11 protein-coding genes are annotated in these 19,287 nt (G+C 62.8%); 3 read left to right on the top strand and 8 right to left on the bottom strand.

Features of this window, described 5'->3' with window-relative positions; translation table 11 throughout:
* Positions 1-27 precede the first annotated feature (27 nt).
* Positions 28-2,826: a hypothetical protein gene (locus tag ACIQ3Q_RS14105; RefSeq protein WP_396269757.1), complete on the top strand. Its 2,799-nt coding sequence runs from the start codon at positions 28-30 to the stop codon at positions 2,824-2,826.
* Between the two features lie 13 nt (positions 2,827-2,839).
* On the opposite strand, the gene ACIQ3Q_RS14100 is transcribed toward ACIQ3Q_RS14105, so the two are convergent.
* The 7 genes from ACIQ3Q_RS14100 to ACIQ3Q_RS14070 form a co-directional block, all read right to left on the bottom strand.
* Entirely contained in the window at positions 2,840-3,850 is a 1,011-nt protein-coding gene (locus ACIQ3Q_RS14100) for a formylglycine-generating enzyme family protein (protein ID WP_396269756.1), read from the bottom strand.
* A gap of 32 nt (positions 3,851-3,882) precedes the next feature.
* Positions 3,883-6,561 (bottom strand): DEAD/DEAH box helicase, encoded by a 2,679-nt coding sequence (locus tag ACIQ3Q_RS14095; RefSeq protein WP_396269755.1) that lies wholly within the window; start codon positions 6,559-6,561, stop codon positions 3,883-3,885.
* Between the two features lie 51 nt (positions 6,562-6,612).
* A complete protein-coding gene (locus ACIQ3Q_RS14090) occupies positions 6,613-8,145 on the bottom strand; it encodes a site-specific DNA-methyltransferase (protein ID WP_396269753.1) in 1,533 nt (510 codons plus the stop codon).
* Positions 8,146-8,806: 661 nt separating this feature from the next.
* Positions 8,807-9,472, bottom strand: coding sequence for an HAD family hydrolase (locus tag ACIQ3Q_RS14085; protein WP_396269752.1), 666 nt, complete (start codon positions 9,470-9,472; stop codon positions 8,807-8,809).
* Positions 9,473-9,502: 30 nt separating this feature from the next.
* A complete protein-coding gene (locus tag ACIQ3Q_RS14080) occupies positions 9,503-10,852 on the bottom strand; it encodes an NnrS family protein (protein ID WP_396269751.1) in 1,350 nt (449 codons plus the stop codon).
* Between the two features lie 751 nt (positions 10,853-11,603).
* Positions 11,604-14,429, bottom strand: a complete 2,826-nt coding sequence (fdhF, locus tag ACIQ3Q_RS14075; protein ID WP_396269750.1) for a formate dehydrogenase subunit alpha — start codon at positions 14,427-14,429, stop codon at positions 11,604-11,606.
* Positions 14,426-16,276: an NADH-ubiquinone oxidoreductase-F iron-sulfur binding region domain-containing protein gene (locus tag ACIQ3Q_RS14070; RefSeq protein WP_396269749.1), complete on the bottom strand. Its 1,851-nt coding sequence runs from the start codon at positions 16,274-16,276 to the stop codon at positions 14,426-14,428. Before ACIQ3Q_RS14070 ends, fdhF begins: the two co-directional genes overlap by 4 nt.
* A gap of 49 nt (positions 16,277-16,325) precedes the next feature.
* On the opposite strand from ACIQ3Q_RS14070, the gene ACIQ3Q_RS14065 reads away from it, so the two are divergent.
* Complete coding sequence (locus tag ACIQ3Q_RS14065) at positions 16,326-17,645, top strand: DEAD/DEAH box helicase (protein WP_396269748.1); 1,320 nt, start codon at positions 16,326-16,328, stop codon at positions 17,643-17,645.
* Between the two features lie 80 nt (positions 17,646-17,725).
* Positions 17,726-18,805 (top strand): substrate-binding domain-containing protein, encoded by a 1,080-nt coding sequence (locus ACIQ3Q_RS14060; RefSeq protein ID WP_396269747.1) that lies wholly within the window; start codon positions 17,726-17,728, stop codon positions 18,803-18,805.
* Between the two features lie 10 nt (positions 18,806-18,815).
* Here ACIQ3Q_RS14060 and ACIQ3Q_RS14055 read toward each other — a convergent pair whose 3' ends face one another.
* Positions 18,816-19,100: a hypothetical protein gene (locus ACIQ3Q_RS14055; protein ID WP_396269746.1), complete on the bottom strand. Its 285-nt coding sequence runs from the start codon at positions 19,098-19,100 to the stop codon at positions 18,816-18,818.
* Between the last annotated feature and the right edge of the window lie 187 nt (positions 19,101-19,287).

Below are 19,287 nucleotides of genomic sequence, written 5' to 3'. Positions count from 1 at the left end.
TAATCAAGAAATCGGGAGGGTCCGCCCATGGCACGCGGCCAATTCAAGCTCTTCTACAAAAACGGTACGTCTGAACATGCCTGTCCGGATGTGCACTACCGCATCCTGGACCCTCGAGGTCGTGTGGCAAAGTCTGGAGCGACAGATGCCAGCGGCGCGACAGCAGTTGTCGAAGCCATTTATGACGATGGCACCTACGTCTTGCAGGTCAAAAACTATCTGACTGGAGCGTACGAGACCCCGGACCTGGACTCTGCAAGCGAGAACCCCGCCTCACTGAAGCTGGGCAATCAGAATGACCGCCGCTTCCTCAGCGGCAACGTCCGTGTCAGGCCATACTTCTTAGCTCAGTTCCTGCTGAGCCCTGGCAACACGCCGCTCAAGAAAACCAAGTTCACCGCCTATGCAAAAAGCCCCCAAGGCAAGGAAGCCATTGCCTCTGCGCTGACTGGCGGGCAAGTCAGCGGTACAGCGTCGGCTGACGGCAAAACCAACATCTTCTTTTGCTCAACCCCCGTCAGTTTTGAGTTTGAGATTCCCGGCTCCAGCGTCAAAGGCAGAAGCAGTCGCCTAAACCCCATGGTGAAGGGCCAGAACCCCTGCAGCTATCAGGTGATCTTCAAGACAACACCTGTGGTCACTAAACCAGACCCTTCCGCCAAAACCAACCTAGCGGGAAAACAGAACCTACCGGTAATGATTTCACCGTCTGACAACGAACTGCTGATGATTCCTCAAACGGAGTTCGAGGAGTTCGAAGAGTTCAGCGGGCACCTTGAGCGCGTCATGGCGGCAGAGCATGAAGCCAAACTCGACCTTAGCCGAGCATTGGAGGCTGGAAGCAAAGACGATGTCGCAGCCAAAGAGAAGGCTCTCGGGCTGGCCGAAGACAAAGTAAAGAAGGAGCTGAACGCCAACTTCAAGAAGACCACCGACCTCAAAGAGGTGGTCACCCTCGAAAGCTACAACAACGGATCTGGCGGCATTGGGCTTCGTCGACGCTACCTCAAGACCGACAAATACATGGAGCTTCGCAACAAGCGAATCAATAAGTCTGAATACAAGCTGAACATTAAGTTCAGTGGGCCAGCAGGAACCAAAGGCTCCCAAGAAGTAAAGCCCAAGACATTGGATGTCGCCGCCGTCAAGGCTTCATTTGCAAAGATCAAGGAAAGCCTCAAGTCATCTAAGGAATGGAAGTCAGACCCAGCCGTCCTAAACCTGCTTGATGTCGCAGGCAACCAATACAGCCAAGCCATCCTGAAGAGCGACACCTACGAAGTAGAGGCCCATGCGCAGTGGCTACGACTTGTAGGCTGTGCGGGTGCCAATGCCGAAGTGGATTGGCTCAAAAAGAAGGCCCAAATCCAAGGCAATCTGCAAGGCAAAGCCATTCTTTGTGAGGGCAAGATCACGGGCACTTGGGCGGCCCCTTCATTGAAGGGGTGGATGATGCAATTCGGGAACATTGACCTGGGAGCCATTCGTTTCGTGATGGAGCTATCTGCCTATGGCTTTGTGGGCGCGAAAGTAGTTGCCAGTGGTGCCGTTGGCATCAGCCTTGAAGGCGGCAAGCAAGTCGCCAAAGCCATCAAGCGCGACCCCAAAGACAAGTTGGCCGATGCCATCTCGGCGCAGAAGCGTGGGTTGCCACGATTCCAAGCCGCCGAGACCTTCGCGAAAACACCCGAAGATTTGAATGGCGTCAAGGTTGAGATCGACGCTTTCGCAGGCGCTGAAGCGGGCCTCACACCCGCAGGCAAGATTCAATGGCTGCCACCTAAAGAAAAAGACTTTGTGAGCTTTGCGGAGGCTTCTGCCACGGTGGCGGTCAATGCGGGTGCGGGTGCACAGGCATCAGTGTCCATCTACTTTGATAGCGGCAAGTTCAAGGTCAAGGTTGCAGCACGCTTGTGCTGGGGCGTGGGTTGCAAAGGCGCGGTGGAGTTCACGGTAGATGCATCAAAACTCTTCGAGTTTGTCCGTTGGGTTCACTACCAACTGCTCTACGCGGGATTCAAGAAGTTGGTCTATTTCGAACAGCAGGCGTTTGCCCTCCAATCCCGACTCCTGGTGCTTTGCATAGGCCAGGACACAGCTGTTGGCAAGGCGACACAAAAGTTGGCCGATGAAGTTGACGCCGTCTTCGAAGAACTTTTGAGATCGTTGACCATCGCAGAAGAGCGGCAGACGATGGTCAACAACATCAACCGCTGCCCGCCCTGGTTGGTCTACGCCACGCCTGAGGCTCGGGGCATGTTGCTGTTTCAGATCACTCGCCATGGCATGCCCAGCCACCTGCACGACACCCCGAGCATGGGGGGCTCTGTTTTCAGCCCGGAGATTCACTACCTCGAGACCCACAAAAAGGCCGTTTGCACCATCATGAAGACTGTGCAAACCGCGCCAGAGTGGGCCAATGTGATGCAACACATGACCGCCCGAGGCGAGAAGTCCAACGAGCCTCTTGGCAAGATGGAAGGTAATGTCTTGCGCTTTTTAAACAACGGCCATTTGCTAGCCGACTTACCCAGCGTATTCGAAAGACTCAACGCCGCGCTGCCGCTACCAGTCAAACCGCCTGCGACTGGAAAGACCGCCGCTGACCCCGGCTCTAGCGGCAACACCTATTTGGACGAGTACCTCAAGTACCGCAGCAAATGCTTAGGCGAGTTCCCCAAGGGCTACAAGGTGGCCGCCATGGACAACCCGGCATTTGACCTCCTAGCTTCAGCCCAGGGCACACCGAGTTTAGACTTTGCCGACGTCAAAACGGCCGGTTTGGGCGAGGCCTTTGCTGGCGACCCCGGCAGCTCGCTGGCGTAGCCCCGAGACGCAGTCAAGGCAGCGGTGAGGTCTTGACGTTGGCCACACAACGAGCCATGGTGTCGTTGACCATGTTCTTGCTCGGGTCTGGCCTACCCTTGAGGCGATCGTAACCAGGAGGATCTGGGAGTCGCTTATGCCGAGTGATGGCCATACCGTCGCCGTATGAAATGCCAAGCCCACTTGCCCCCCTGAAACTGCGCAACACTTTCATTTCACCCTTGTTGGGGCCTGTGGGATTCAACACCGGCGACACCTTGTAGTAGTTCTCGTCGTACCAATCCAGCGTCCACTCATAACCATCCGTCATCATGTCGTAAAGCCCAAGCGGAGTCGGTGGAAATTGGCCCAATGGTGGCAGTGATGGGTGGCTCACAGCAGTGCCAACTTTCCCTTCGTAGGCGACGCGCTGGTCATAATTCCAGACATTGCGGCCATCATCGACTTTGCCGTTGTCCGTCGCATACAAGAAGAATTGGCCTCTGTTACGCGCCGCATACTCCCACTGCGCCTCGGTAGGCAAGTCCATGGGCAATTTCAATTGCTGACCTAGCCATTGACAATATGCTCGTGCTTGGAACCAATTGAGCCCTGCGCCAGCCAAGGGTTGGCGGTAGAGATCCTTGGTCAACTCATCTTGCGCCACCAAAGGCTTCCCCGTCGCCCGGCTGTAGACGTCATGGTCTTCATAAGTGGTCTTGTAGGCACTCATATAAAACGAGTCCAGCGTCACCTTGTGCAGGGGCTTGTTGTCAGTTCTTGACGAGTAGTAAAGTTTCTCCGGACTGTGCAGTGGGCCGAAGTCACCCATCTGAAAGGTGCCGCCCTCCACAAACCTAAGGTTCTTTTTCACCCGCTCCAGCAGGGCCTTGACCTCATCCGTTGATTCAGCCGCCTTTACCTGGGACTCGCTGGCCTTTTGCTGCGCATCACAGCCACTCGACATGGCTGTACCTAGCGCCACCAACACAAGGGGAAACAGGCTGTTTCGCTGGCCTGGGGCATGTGTTTGAGAACTGTTCATGTTTGTTTGCTCGCTCACCTGATCTTTTGACCTTAACCCAACTTCTGCGCAATCTGCCGGGCCACATCGCGACCCAGATCGTCTGTGTCCACCGCCATCAAGAACAGGCATCGGCCGTTACTGGCCCGCTCCCACTGGTCGCCCACCTGCCGCTTCTCGCGTGAGTCGTCGTTGGACTTGTAGGGCTCGCCTTTGTACTCCACAGCCAAGATGCGACCGTCAATCAACTCTGCCACGAAGTCGGGGTAAAAGTAGTCTGTCGCCGTGGGTAGCCAAAAGGAAAACTGAGGGCTTTGCTCAATGTTGCGCACCCAGTGTTTCACGCTGGGGTGGGCGTCCAACACTTGGGCACAGCGGAACTCCTCGGTCGTCTTGCCTGCAGGCGTTTTCTCTCGCAGGTCGTGAATCTGCGGGTAGAAGTGCTTCTGAAACTCGTAGCTGCCTTGGTAGCAATGGCGCGCAGGGTAGCGCCCCGGCTCGAACCTAAAGCCTCGATGGGCCAAGTCGTCACCGCTGGTCACCGTCATCTCAAACAAACGCGCCTGAAAACCCTGTGAAGCTGCAAGCTGCCTGAGTCGCTCAATCTCACGGTCTAAGGCCTGGGCCAACTGGAACTTGGCCCGCACCAAGGCGGTGAGGCTGATGCCCCGCTCATGTACCAGGTAATGAACCATCTTCACCAGATAGGCTTGTAAGTCCAGTTGCGACACAAAAGGTCTGCGCAACTCCACATCCAGCCAGCGCACCAAGCCTTGTTGGCTGGCCTCGTCGCTCATTTCGTACAGCGGAATCTGCTCTGACGCCACCAAGCGGTAGCTGACCCGCTCACCATTCACATCAATCTCAAAGGCATGCATGGTTTCTTGGATGGTGAAACCCTGCAACTGCACAGGCTGGTCCAGCAGGCTCCAGCCGCCCAAGTTGGCCAGCGTGTCCCGCTCCACCAACTCCAGATGGCCGTCAAAGCTCAGGCACAACTGCGGAATGGTGGCAAAGCTGGTGCCCAACTGCGCCGGTGCGCGCAGAGCCTGCCGCACGGCGCGGTGGGCATCAAACTGCTGCTTCACCGCCTCCCGCGCCTTGGCGGGCACGGTGTGGGTGACGAAGGCCTCCACTTCTTTGAGCGTGGCCGCAGGCAAGTCCCCTTGAATAACCAAGGTCGCCCCTTGCGAGGTCTCCTTCACCTGCACAGCTTGCAGTACTTCAGGCGTCCAGTGTTGGGTGTCGGGCACCTGCGGCAGCTCAATCACGCAGTCAGGCACCGGCGCCGCCTTGGGCGCAGCACCACTGCCGCCCAGCAGGGGCAGTGCTTGCTGTGGTGGCAGCACCAAGCCGGCCAAGTCCAGCCGGTCAAAGCCCATGTTCTGCACCATCCTGTCCTTCAGGGTGGCGGCGGCCTGCGCAAAGTTCTCGGCCACGATGTGGGCATAGGCTTTGTTCAAGGCCTCTTGGCGGCGCGCCTTGGCATAAGGCATGCGCAACACACGGCCCAGCAGTTGCTCAACATCCTTGGCTGAATTGACCGACTGCAAAGACGCCAACACATAGGCAAAAGAGCAGTCCCAACCCTCCTTCAGCGCTTCGATGGTGATGACGTAGTTCACCTTGCAAGCCGGGTCAAACAGGTTGAGCCCGTCCAGCTCCTTTTGCGTACCCGTGGCAATCTTGATCTCGTCGTCGGCCACCCCCTCTTGCTCCACCAAATACTGCTTGACCACTTCCACCGTGGCCTCGCCCCCCTTGGGCATGGCCTGGATCAACACCATGGGGCGGATGTACTCGTGCTCCTTCTGGGCTTCCAGGGCCAAGCGCTGGCGGGTCAAGATGGCGTCGCGCACGCAGGCTTGCCAACCATCGGGGTGTTCGGCCAGCACAATCGGCAGCTTGATCATGTCTTCGGCCTTCAGCTCTTGCGCCGAGACATGGTGCAACACGTTGTTGCCAGCCACGGGTGTCGCCGTCAGCTCAATGATGCAACTGGGGTTGAAGCGCCCAAGCGTTTCAAAGAAGCGCCGTGTGCGGTTGTTGTGCGCCTCATCCACGATGATGATTGGGCGGCGCAAGTACAGCCAATTGGCCAGCGAAAACTTCACCCGCCCCACGTCAGCCGCCGTCAAATAGCGCTGGCGCTCCAAGTCTTGCGCCTTCACCCGCTCTAACCCGTCTGACACCTTGGCGGGCAGCCCCTCAAAATGCGGTGCCAGCTCCTCAAAAAAGGAATAGACATTGCGCTGCGCCGTGTCCGTCACATTAAAGGCTTGGATGGTGGCCACCACCACAATGCAGAACTGCCCCACGTCTTGGGGCGACACGGTTTGCAGGCTGTCCAGGTCGCACACCCGCACCCTGTCGCCAAAGTGCTTTTGCAAGGCCAAGCGGTAGGGGTGGCGGGCGTTGGAGAGCGCCTCCAGGGTTTGGCTGCGGATGGTGTCTGAAGGCGTCAGCCACAAAGCCACCGGGGCCTGGGTGTCCAAAACCGCACGGCCTGCCAAGGCCACGCTGTGCGCCGCCAGCAAGGTCTTGCCGCCGCCCGTGGGCACGCGCAAGCAAACGGCGGGCACCTCCCCAAACAAGGCCTGGTAGGTGTCGGCCCTGTTCTGGCGGGCCATGGCCTGCGCAAAGGCCTGGGCCACAGGCTTGGAACGGGTGGCTTGCAAAAAGCCCTCCAGCGCGTCCAGGGCTTGTTGCTGATAGTTTTTGAGTTGAAGCATCGTGCTTGCGTGTGTACGGGTGCGTGCGTGTGGGTTTGGGCGTGCCGTTGCTCAACGCATCTTCACGTCGTAGGGGATTTGCTTGAAAGTGATCTGCTCTGCCGCCAGCCGGGCCGGGCCCAAGCGGCAGGTCTCGCCGTACACCACACGCGGCCCCTCATGCGGGAACACCTCTTTGAGCGCCTGCAGCACCGCATGCGTCAGCACATTGCCGCCCTCGGGTTTGCGGTCCCCCAAGATGCCGTTGTAGAGCAGGTAAAAAGCCGTGCCTTCATGCACGCCCAGCAGGGGGGAGTCAAAGGTCTGCCGCCCCGGCACACCGGCTTCCACATGCCACACAAAAGCCGCCAGCGTGGCAAAGCGCACGCTGGGGTTGATGCGGCCATCGGCATCAAACGCCGGTTCGCCCAGGGTCATGAAGCGAAAGCCGCCACCGCCCTTCCAGCCCACAGACTCACTGATGCCGCCTTGCTCGCCTTCAACGACTTTTTGCAGGCGCGGCAGGCAGTGCGTTCGAGCATGCTCGCCCATCTCGATGCCGATGTAGCGGCGGCCCATCTTGTGGGCGACTGCGGCGCTTGTCCCCGAACCGAGGAATGAGTCCAAAACCAAGTCGCCGGGATCGGACGCCAAAGACCAAACTCGGGACAGCAGTAACTCGGGCTTAGGGGTGAGGAAGTCATCCGCCAAAGATTCAGTTCCAAGGACAGCTCGGGTCTCTTTACGCGACTGATCCGTATGCCCCGCAAACTCGTGCAGCCAGAGAGACTGAGGAACAATTCCCGACTGCCGCAAAAGATGCTTGTACCGCTTTATTGATGGGATCTTGGACAACCCATCCTTGCCCCAGTAGATCATGTCGTTCTGAACATGATCCAAATGCTGTTCCTTCGAGTAGGCCCACACCCTTGTTCGTTTGGGAAAAATCTGCTCTCCGGTAACGGGATGAGTAATCGGATAGTAGAGATTCGGCCTCTCGTCAGCAGTCTTGCTGCATGTGTAGTTGTCCGGTCGCCAATCCCCTCGCCCGTCACTGAATCTATATAGGACGTCCTTACTTGCATCCCTAGCCAAAAGATTGCGCGTCCAAGCCGGTGACTTCCGAAAAACAAGCACGTGATCATGCATGGGGGCGATGGTTTTGTGGTCGTTAGCTACTGCATATTTTTTCTGCCAAATGACATTCGCCACAAAGTTCGTTCTACCAAAAACTTCGTCCAACAAGACCTTCAAGTAGTGAGCTTCGTTGTCATCAATGGTCACCCAGATGCTGCCGTCCTCACTAAGCAATTGGCGTAAAAGAGCCAACCTGGGATACATCATCGACAACCATTGGCTGTGCTCCAGCTTGTCGTCGTAGTGCTCAAAGGCGCTCTGCGTGTTGTACGGCGGGTCAATGAAAATACACTTCACCCGCCCGGCATAAAAAGGCACCAAAGCCTTCAGCGCCAGCAGGTTGTCACCCTGAATCAGCAGGTTATCTGAAGGCTCACCAAAGCTGGCCTCGTGCTTGAGCAGGTGATAAGGCACCTCCCGGGTGGCCTCCTTGGCCTGGTTCTTGTTCACCCAGTCGAGAAATGGCATTCGCAGGTCTTTCGTTTTCTTTCGAGTCACTGAGAGTGTAGTCAATGCCTATCGAGACCATGCCAGCAGACCACCCCATGAATCCATTGTCTTTGCGTTTGACCTTTATCCTGGCCCAAACGGTGTCGAGGGTTTCGCTGTTCACCATGTCCTGCGCCCTCTTATCAGCCTGCGCCCCATCCAGCCAGACCACGGCCTCGCCTGCGCCGCTCGAACACGCCAGTGCCACATCAGCCTCCGCCGCAGGCCAGACACCATCGCCTACCGTCGGTCTGACGCCTGCATGTGAGCGTGCGGTAGCTGCTCTCAGTTCTTGCGCCTACGAAAGCAATTGCAGCTCTGAGATGTCCATGTTTCTGCCATCGGCAGCGAGGGCTGATGTAGCTGCTGCATCCGAAGCGCCGGGTTTCAGCACGGACGCCTTTGAGCGCTACTGCGAAGCTGCATGCGGCAGCAGATCAGCTAGCGTGAATCGGTCTGCATTTGCGACTGAGGTGTGTGGCGTGGGTCGTGCGGCCCCTGCTCAATAGGACGCAAGCTCTACAGCGAAAGTCAGCGTTGCTCGTCAAAGCCAATGTGCAGCAAGGCTTAGCGAGCAGTTTCGGCGGCAAAGCCTTGGCGCCTTGGGGCGCGGGCCAGGCAGCAGCCCACTTCCACTCGATCACAGACCTGACGCTGACGCGGGCCAAAGCCTCAGCCAATCGGCGGGCGCATGGCAATGGTGGTGGGGCTGCTCGGCCTGCAGTTCTTCGGCGCTGCCAAAGCCCCAATAGACCGCCGCGCTGCGCAGGCTGTTGCGGTGGGCCGCTTGCAGATCGACATCGCGGTCGCCGATCATCACTGCGCTGGAGGCCACCTGCCCTTGCTCACACAATTGGCGCAACTGCTGCCACTTGGGCGTGCCGATCTCGCCGCCGCTGACCCAGGCAAAGTGCTGGCGCAGGCCAAAAAGCTCAAGAATCTGCTCGGCGAAGTCCACCCGCTTGCTGGTCACCACGCCCAGCACGGCACCTGCTTGGCGCAGCGCCTGCAGCGCCTCGGGCACGCCCGCATAGAGCGTGTTTTCGGCATAGCCGCTCTCGGCGTAACGCACGCGGTAAGCGGCCACCAAGTCAGCCAAATGCGTCACCTCGTCGCGACCTGTCAGTGCACGAAAGGTTTCGTCCAGCGGCGGGCCGATGTAGCGGTGCAGGCTGGGCTCGGGCCGGGGCTCATAGCCCAGCGCTTGCAAGCCGTGGTTGATGCAGCGGGCAATACCAACACTGGGGTCGGACAAGGTGCCGTCGAGGTCAAAAAGCAAATGGGCGCGCATGGCTGAGTCTGCCATGCACGCCCACCGAAAAGAAAGCAGACTACTTCAGCGACGACGCTGGCGCAGCGCCCAAGTCAACGCGGCCAAGCCGCAGAACTGCAGGGCCAGCAAGCCCAAGGCCGTGGCCTGAGCGGGGAACAAGGCCGCCAGCACCCCAAACAAGGCACCGGCTTGCAACACGCAGGCCAAGAGGCCGTCCCAGCGGGATGAGCACAGCGGCTGGCCCGCGCTACGAGCGGCTTCGCGGGTGCACAGGGCCAAGCTCAAGCTGGCCACGGTGCCCAGGCCCAGTGCCAGGGCCGGGGCGGCGCCCAAGGAGAGTTGGCCTTCGCTCAGGGCCAGGGTCAGGTGAGAAACGGCCTGCAGGCCCAAGGCCGCAGCGGCCCAGGCAAAACCAGCGTGGCCCATGGCCAGCAGGCGCTGGCTACCGGCGCGGGCCCAGACGGGCTCACCGGCGTCGTTGCGGGCTTCGGTACGGCGTGCCAAAGAGGCCCGCAGGCCCCAGCGCAGCGCCAGCCAGCAGAGCATCAAACTGGCCGCACCCTCAACAGCCGCAGCCACCATGGCTGGGGCAGCACCCAGCGTGCCGCCGGACAAAGTTTGCGCGGCGCTCAACACCGCCTCCAACATCAGCACCAGGCTCAGCGCAGCCAGCAAAGCGCGCGAGTGCCAAGCCGCTTGTGCGGGCAGCACGTCGGCCGCAAACCGGGGCATTTGGCGCAGGGCAACCGTAGTCAACACCAGCGCCGCACCGCCCCACAAGGCCAGGGCCGCCGCGGCTTGCGCCACCAGCGGCACATGCAGCACCAAGGCCAACGCAGCCACCCACTGGGCCGCGGCCAGCACGGCCAAGCCCAGAACCGCCAGGCGGGCATGGTCACGGTCGCGGCCGGAGCTCTCCAGCATCAAGACCATGCTGCGCCCCGCCACCAAGGCCAACCCAGCCGCACCCAAGGCCAAGCCCAAAGCAGCCAAGGCCGTGTGCAGATGCAAGCCCACCAGCGCCAGCGGCAAGCCCGCGAACATCAGGTAAAGCGGCGTGGCCAGCGCACGTGCCGGCAGGCCGGTGGTGCGCACCAAGTCCACCGAGGGCTGCAGCCAGCGCGGCAGCACGGCCAGGGCCACCGCAGACACCACCAAGGGCAGCAAACCGAACACCGCCATCAGCGCCCAACTCAGGCCTGGGGACACGGCCCAGCGCAACTCCACCCCATAAGCTTGGGCCAGGGTGGTAGCCGCCCACCAGGGCACCAAAAGCGCCACCGCCCAGGCCGCAAAGGCCCAAGCGGCCTGCGCCGCAGACGCCCGCCAAAGTGGCGCAAAAAACACAGAAGAACGCTGCCTGCGGCCACCAATGGTGCCGGAGGGCAAGCCAGCCGGTTGAGGTTGATACATGTCAGGTCGATCTAAAAGGCCAGGAATATGGTGAGGGTGTTAGCGCACACTCTTCAGAAGCACCTTTTGAATGCTGATCTGAAGTGTGGATATGATGGATGGCATTGATCAACATCACCCGGCGCTGCGCGCAAGCCGCAGGCTCGCGCACCCTGTTAAGGGTTAAACCTTAGTCGTCCTGGCTGACCCCGACCTTGAGCCCGATCAAACTGCTGGGGCTACACAGGCACCGATGGCGGGAGTTTTTGGCGGCGTGTGCGTGTGGCTGAGATTTCGACGCGACCGTCGATGTGATGGTCGAGGTTTTTGGCGGCGTGTGCGTGTGGCTGAGTAGGGGTCGTTGACTTTCCTCGTCTGCTGGGTCACGGTCGGCCGCTGGGTCACGGTCGACCAGGAGGCCAGGGGGACTGCCGCCGCTCATGTCACCCGGCCTTCGGCCTCCTTCTTTACTTCGCTCTGGCAGTCCCCCTGGCCTCCCGGCCTAGGCTGCCATTTCCATGCGGTGCCGCTTGCTGAGCGAGCCCTTCACCATCAACCTCAGAGTCGGGGTGCTTGCTCCCATCAGCCAACCACGGTGACCGGCCGTGAGGGATGGGGGGATTGCCAAAGCGAAGTAAAGGGGGAGACGGCGGCGCGGCCGACGGCGGAGGACATGAGCGGCGGCAGTCCCCCCGTCCCTCAAGGCAAGCGCGACGCCCGCGGGCCTACCGACCTAAGCTTCCATTTCCATGCGGTGAGGCTTGCCAAGCAATCACACCGCCTGCGCCCGCCCCGCCCAAGATGCAGGCACCGGTGCGGCCTGGGCAGCAAGCACCTTGACCGCGCAGTACTTGAACTCCGGGATCTTTCCGAATGGGTCCAGCGCGGCGTGGGTCAGCAGGTTGGCTGCGGCCTCGGTGTAGGCAAAAGGGATGAAGACCGCGCCGGGGGGCGTGCCGTCGTCGCGACGCGCCGTCAGGGTGATCTGGCCGCGCCGAGAGGCCACGGTCAAGGCTTGGCCTGGCTGCACGCCCAAACGCTGCAAGTCGGCCCCATTCAAGCTGGCCGTGGGCTGGGGCTCGATGGCGTCCAGCACCTCGGTGCGGCGGCTCATGCTGCCGGTGTGCCAGTGCTCCAACTGGCGGCCGGTGATCAGCACAAAGGGGTACTCATCGTCGGGCTTCTCAGCCGCGGGGATGATGTCGGCAGGCACCAAGCGCAGCTTGCCGTCAGGGGTGGGGAAGTGGTCGATGAAGACGATGGGGTGGCCCGGGTCGTCCTCGCTCAGGCAAGGGTAGGTCACGGCGCTGTCGCGCTCTAGGCGCTGCCAGCTCACCCCGGCAATCACGCCGTGCATGGCTTGGCGCATTTCTTCATAGACCGCCGCCACCCCACTCTCAGGGCCGGGATAGTGCCAATTCAGGCCCATGCGCTGGGCGATCTGCTGGATGATCCACAAGTCTTGCCGGGCTTGGCCCGGCGCGCTCAGCGCCCGGCGGCCCATTTGCACCGTGCGGTCGGTGTTGGTCACCGTGCCGGTCTTCTCGGGCCAGGCCGAGGCGGGCAGGATGACGTCGGCCAGCCAAGCGGTTTCCGTCATGAAAATGTCCTGCACCACCAGGTGTTCCAGCGCGGCCAAGGCCGCGCGGGCGTGGTTCAGGTCGGGGTCGCTCATGGCTGGGTTTTCGCCCTCCACATACATGCCCCACACCTTGTGCGGGTCGCTCGCGGGGGCCAAGGCCTTTTTCAAAATCTCAGTCACCGTGTAGCCCGGTGTGGCATCCAGCGGCTGGCCCCAAAACTGCTCAAACCAAGCGTGGGCCTCGGGCGTGCTCACCCGCTGGTAGTTGGGGAACATCATCGGGATCAGCCCCGCGTCGCTGGCGCCCTGCACATTGTTTTGGCCGCGCAACGGGTGCAAACCAGAGCCCGGCTTGCCGATCTGGCCGGTGATGGCCACCAGGGCGATCAGGCAGCGGGCGTTGTCGGTGCCGTGCACATGCTGGCTCACGCCCATGCCCCACAGCACCATGGCGCTCTTGGCGGTGGCAAAGGCCCGCGCCACCTCGCGCAGGGTCTCGGCCGGGATCCCGCAGATCGGCGCCATGCGCTCGGGCGAGTAGGCGGCCACGGTGGCCTTCAGCTCCTCAAAGTGGGTGGTGCGCTCCCTCACAAACGCCTGATCGACCAAGCCTTCTTCGATGATGGTGTGCAGCAGGGCATTGACCATGGCCACATCGGTGTCGGGGCGGAACTGCAAGGTGCGCCAAGCGTGTCGGGCGATGTCGGTGCGGCGCGGGTCGGCCAGCACAATCTTGGCGCCACGCTGCGCCGCGTTCTTCATCCAGGTGGCAGCCACCGGGTGATTGGACGTGGGGTTGGAGCCGATCACCAAGATCAGCTCGGCCTGGGTCACATCCAGCGCCGGGTTGCTCACCGCGCCCGAGCCCACGCCTTCCAGCAAAGCCGCCACGCTGGAGGCATGGCAGAGCCGGGTGCAGTGGTCCACGTTATTGCTGCCAAAGCCGGTGCGCACCAGCTTTTGGAACAGATAAGCCTCTTCATTGCTGCCCTTGGCCGAGCCAAAACCCGCCAGCGCTTTCAGGCCATGCTGGTCCCGCAGGCGCTTCAGGCCACCTGCAGCAAGGTCCAGCGCCTCTTCCCAAGTGGCTTCGCGGAAGACCTCGCGCCAGTCGCCTTGGCGCTGGGCATCGCTGGCTTGCTTGGGTACGCCGGTCTTGCGGACCAGCGGTGTGGTCAGGCGCCCCGCATGGTGCACATAGTCAAAGCCAAAGCGGCCCTTCACGCACAAGCGGCTTTGGTTGGCAGGGCCGTCGCGGCCTTGCACGGCCACGATGCGCTCGTCCTTGATCTGGTAGGTCATCTGGCAGCCCACGCCGCAGTAGGGGCACACCGAGTGCACCTCGCGGTCCACGCGCAGGTCACCGCTCAAGCTCTTGAGCGAGAGCGCGCCGGTGGGGCAGGCTTGCACGCACTCGCCACAGGCCACGCAGGTGCTCTCGCCCATGTCCACGCCCAGGTCGAAGCTGATGCGGGTGTGGGCGCCCCGTCCGGTGACGGCAATCACGTCATTGACCTGCTCTTCACGGCAGGCGCGCACGCAGCGGGTGCATTGAATGCAGGCGTCCAGGTTGACGGCCATGGCAGGGTGGCTCAAGTCTGCTGCAGGGCCTGCATGGACCAGAGAGGCTAAGGCGGGGCGCACGCGCACGCCCAATGCATCACTCCACTGGCTCAGCTCACCATGCGGCTGCTCGGCCTGACCCGCCACCCAGGCGTGGCCTTGGGCGGGCCTGTCGGCCAAGAGCAACTCCAGCACCATGCGCTGAGAGGCCAGCGCACGGGGGCTCGCGCTGCGCACCACCAGGCCGGGCTCAGCGGCGCGGCAGCAAGACGCCGCCAGGGTGCGCTCGCCGTCAATCTCCACCACGCAGGCGCGGCAGTTGCCATCGGGGCGCAAACCCTCTTTGGCGCAGAGATGCGGAATGCTCACGCCCACGCGCTGGGCCATTTGCAAAATGCTTTCGCCAGGATGCGGCGTGTGCGCCTGGTCGTTCAACAACAGCGTGGTGCTCATGACGCGTCTCCTTGGGCCCCAACTTCCTCGGGGAAGTAGCGCTGCACGCAGCGGATCACATTCGGGGCGGCTTGCCCCAGGCCGCAGATCGAAGCGTCGATCATCACGGTGCTCAGGTCATTCAAGGTGGGGTGGTCCCAAGTGCCGGGCAGGCCCATCAGGTGCGCCGCTTTGTCGGTGCCCACGCGGCAGGGGGTGCACTGGCCGCAGCTCTCATGCGCAAAGAACTGCATGGCGTTATGAGCCAGGGCGCGCGCGCTGTCGGCCTGGCTGAAGACGACCACGGCGGCCGAGCCAATGAAGCAGCCATGGGGCTGCAAGGTGTCAAAGTCCAGCGGCACATCGGCCAGGCGGGCCGGCAGCATGCCGCCCGAAGCACCGCCTGGGAAATAGCCGTAAAGCTCATGGCCCTCGGCCATGCCGCCGCAGTATTCATCGACCAACTCGCGCAAGGTGATGCCGGCGGGCGCCAGCTTGACGCCCGGCTGCCGCACCCGCCCGCTGACCGAGAAAGAGCGCAAGCCCACCCGGCCGTGGCGGCCAAAGCCGGTGAACCAAGCAGCACCGCGCTGGGCAATGTCGCGCACCCAGTACAGCGTCTCAAAGTTGTGCTCTAGCGTGGGCCGGCCAAACAGGCCGCGCTGGGCGATGTAGGGCGGGCGCAGGCGGGGCTCACCACGCTTGCCCTCAATGCTTTCGATCATCGCGGACTCTTCGCCGCACACATAAGCCCCGGCGCCTCGGCGCAAGGTGATGGGCGGCAGCGCGCCGGGTGCGTGCTTGTCGGCAAAGGCCTGCAGCTCAGCCACCGCCTGCTGCAGCACGGCGCGAGCGCCGTGGTACTCGTCGCGCAGATAGATGTAGATGGCGCTGATGCCCACCACCTGGGCGGCCACCAGTGCGCCTTCCAAAAAGCGATGCGGGTCGCGCTCCAGATAGGTGCGGTCTTTAAAAGTGCCGGGCTCGCCCTCGTCGATGTTGACGGCCATCAGCCGGGGCGCGGGTTGCTCGCGCACGATGCGCCATTTGCGCCCCGCCGGAAAGCCCGCGCCGCCCAAGCCCCGCAGGCCCGAGGCCTCCATCTCGGCCAGCACCGCGTCGGCGCTGTGGCGGCCCTCCACCAAGGCCTGCCACAGCGCATAGCCGCCTTGCGCTTGATAGGCCGCCAAGCCCGTCCAGGGCGGTGACACGGGCTCATCACCATGCGTCAAGGCACAAGGGGCGTGAGCGGCGGGGTCATAGGCCTGCTGGGCCTGCTCGGCGGGCGGGTGCTGGGTGCCATCGCCTTGGGCCACATGCTGCAACACAGTGGGCAGTGTGGCGCGCAGCAGCGGGCGCTGGCCCACCACGGCCACCGGGGCGTGTTCGCAGCGGCCCACGCAAGGGCTGGCCAGCACCTGCACTTGCGGCGACAGCGCCGCGCCCAAACGCGCCAGCAGCTCCGCACCGCCAGCCATGGCACAGCCCAGGCTGTCGCACACCCGCACTGTCAGCGCCGGGGCGGTTTCATCGTCTTCGCGCACTTGGAAGTGGTGATAGAAACTCGCGACCTCGATGACCTCGGCCATGGAGAGCCGCATCTCGGCGGCCAGGGCCGCCAGATGGGCTTTGACCAACGCGCCTTGGCTGTCATTGAGCCGGTGCAGGTGCTCGATCAGTTCGTCCCGCGCATGCGGCCCCTCGCCGATGAGGTTTCGCACCAGCGCCAGCGCGGCATCGTTGACCTGACGGCCTTTGAGTTGGCCGCTTTTGCGGCCGGTTCGGCCACCTCGGCCGCCTTTGCCGATGGCCTCGACGGGAATGGCCACGGTGTGCACCGCAGCGGCTGGATCGTTGGCTTGAGTCATGTCTTTGTTATACCGTGCGAACATGCAGGCTTCGCTGAATAGGTTGCTGATGTCTTTTTCTGAACTGGGCTTGCTGCCCGCCTTGGCCCAAGCCTGCGCACGCGCGCATTTTCTGCAACCCACGCCGGTGCAGGCCTCGGCCATTCCGGCCCTGCTGGCTGGGCGCGACGTGCGGGTGCAGGCGCGCACCGGCTCGGGCAAGACCGCCGCCTTTGCCTTGCCGCTCTTGCAGCAATGGCTGACCGGCAAGCCCCAAAGCCCCCGGCCCGTGCGCGGCCTGGTGCTGGTGCCCACGCGCGAGCTGGCCCTGCAAGTGGCTGAGACCCTGCGCGACCTGGCGCATGAGCTGCCCGGGCTCATCAAGATCAACGTGGCCTTTGGCGGCGTCTCCATCAACCCGCAGATGATGGGCTTGCGTGGCGGGGCCGACATCATGGTGGCCACGCCGGGCCGCTTGCTGGACCTGGTGCGGCATAACGCCCTGCACCTGGACCAAGTAGCCACGCTGGTGCTGGACGAAGCCGACCGCCTGCTGGACCTGGGCTTTGCCGATGAGCTGAACGAGGTGCTGGCCTTGTTGCCTAGCCAGCGCCAATGCGTGCTGTGCTCGGCCACCTTTGCGACGGGCGTCAAAGCCCTGGCCGATGCCCTGCTGCGCGATCCCGTGGAAGTGGATTTGGCCAGTGCCGTGGCCGCGCGTCCGGACATCTTGCAGCGCGCCATCGTGGTCGAGGAAGAGCGCCGCGGCCCGCTGTTGCGCCACTTGCTGGCCCAAGCACCGCAAGACCGGGCCCTGGTGTTTGTGGCCAGCCGCTACCGCACCGAGCATGTGGCCGCCAAGCTGGGGCGCGATGGCATCCGCGCCGCGCCCTTTCATGGCGATATGAGCCAAGGCGCGCGCACGGATGCGCTGCTGGCCTTCAAGCGCGGACAGGTGCAGGTGCTGGTGGCCACCGACATGGCGGCGCGCGGCCTGCACATCGAGGCCTTGCCCATTGTGGTGAACATGGACCTGCCGCGCTCGCCCGAGGACTACATCCACCGCATTGGCCGCACCGGCCGTGCGGGCGGCCAGGGCGAGGCCATCAGCTTTGTGCCCCCGGCCGCAGAAACCCATTTCCGCCTGATTGAAAAGCGCCAAGGTCAGCGCGTGCCGCGCGAGACCGTGGCGGGCTTTGAGCCGCGTGAACCGCTTGCCGCACCCGGCGAGGCGCCAGACGCGCCTGACACCAGCACGGCGCGCGGCACGGGGCTGGACCCGAATGGCGGCATCAAGGGCCATCGCAAAAGCAAAAAAGACAAACTGCGTGAAGCCCTGGCCGCCGAAACCCAAAGCAAGGCCGCAGGTCGGCCGCCTAACGCGCGTTGAGGGTGATGGTGGGCGCGGATGAGTCACAGCCTGCATGTTCGCCGCTGCAGCGGTGGGCCGCAATATGAGGCCGATCTCCAGTGAGCAACGCCATCCGCATTCGCCCGGTCTGGGCCATCAACACGGCCAGCGGCAGCCCGCTGCCTGCGCGGCTGCTAGAGCTGTTGGTCCAGGTGCAGGCCTGCGGCAGCTTGCAAGCGGCCAGCACCGCGCTGGGCCTCTCATACCGCCATGCTTGGGATTTATTGCGCCAGGGCGAGAGCCTGCTGGGCGGCCCGCTGCTGAGCATGGCGCGCGGCAAGGGCTCGACGCTGACCCCGCTGGGCGCCAAGCTGGTGTGGGCCCAGCGCCGCATTGACGCACGCCTAGGCCCGCTGCTGGAGACCCTGGCCAACGAATTGAGTGCAGAGCTGAGTGCAGAGTTAGCCCCCAGCCTGCACCTGCCCGCCCCCGCACTGCGGCTGGATGCCAGCCATGGTTTCGCCATCGAGGCCTTGCTGGCCAGCCTCAGTGCACAAGGCGTGGCCTTGGAGCACCGCTATGCGAGCACCGTGGCCGCTGCAGCCGCGCTGCAAGAGGGGCATGCCGACATCGCCGGCCTGCATCTGCCCGAAGGCCCCTTAGAAGCCATGGCTCGCGCGCGTTACGCCCCGTGGTTGGGCGCGTCTCAAGCAGCGCAGCCTGGCTGGCTGATGATCCACATCGCTCACCGGCGTCAGGGCTTGATGCTGCCGCCGGGCAACTCACAGGGGCTGTCTCAACTGAGCGATTTGGCGCGACCCGAACTGCGCTTCATCAACCGTCAGGCCGACTCCGGCACACGGCTGCTGCTCGAAGGCCTGCTGGCCCAACAAGGCCTCAGCGGCGCCCAGATCAAGGGCTTTGAGCAAAGTGAGTTCACCCATGCAGCGGTGGCGGCCTTTGTGGCCAGCGGCATGGCCGATGCGGGCTTTGGCTTGGAAACTGCCGCACGGCAGTTCAAGCTGGACTTCATCCCTTTGGCTCGCGAGCGCTACTTTTTGGTGTGCCGCCCCTCCACCCTGCCGCACCCGACCCTGCAAGCCCTGCGGCAAGCGCTCCAAGACACCACGCTGCGCGCGCAGCTCAATGCCCTGCCCGGCTATCAAGCCGATGAGGCGGGCGAGCTCCAGGCTTGGTAGGCGCGGGGGCTCAGGCCCAGAATTTAGACACCAAGACCAGCAAGGCCACCTCGGCCACCACGGCCAAGAGCATGGGCATCAGGGGCGCCCAGGCGGTGGCATCGTCCGGACGGCGCAATTGGCGTCTGTACAGGCGATAGGCCTGGTAGCCCAGCGCAAAAGCCAGCAGCGGCAATGCGGCGGCCGGCAAAAAGTGATAGGCCAGCGGAAACGCCGCCAGCGTCACGAGCACCGACGCCAAGCCCCAGGCGCTGCCCCGGCTGTCGGACTGCAACATCAGGTGGCGCGCGCTCATGGACAGGCTCCACGGCCCGACAAGCACCCACACCAGCCCACGACCCACAAGGTCTTGTTCATCGTCGATCCTCCGCCTTGTTGATGTACCGGGGCCTTTATTCGACCCCTTCATAGAGTCAGCATGGTAGCCCAGCGCGGCGATGCCGATTTGCAACACCCCATCCCTAAGGCAAGGTTGAAGAAGC

Source organism: Ideonella sp., from assembly GCF_044358605.1.
Classification (GTDB): domain Bacteria; phylum Pseudomonadota; class Gammaproteobacteria; order Burkholderiales; family Burkholderiaceae_C; genus Ideonella.
Note: the sequence above shows the minus strand (reverse complement) of the source record. Positions and strands in the feature narration are given on the sequence as shown.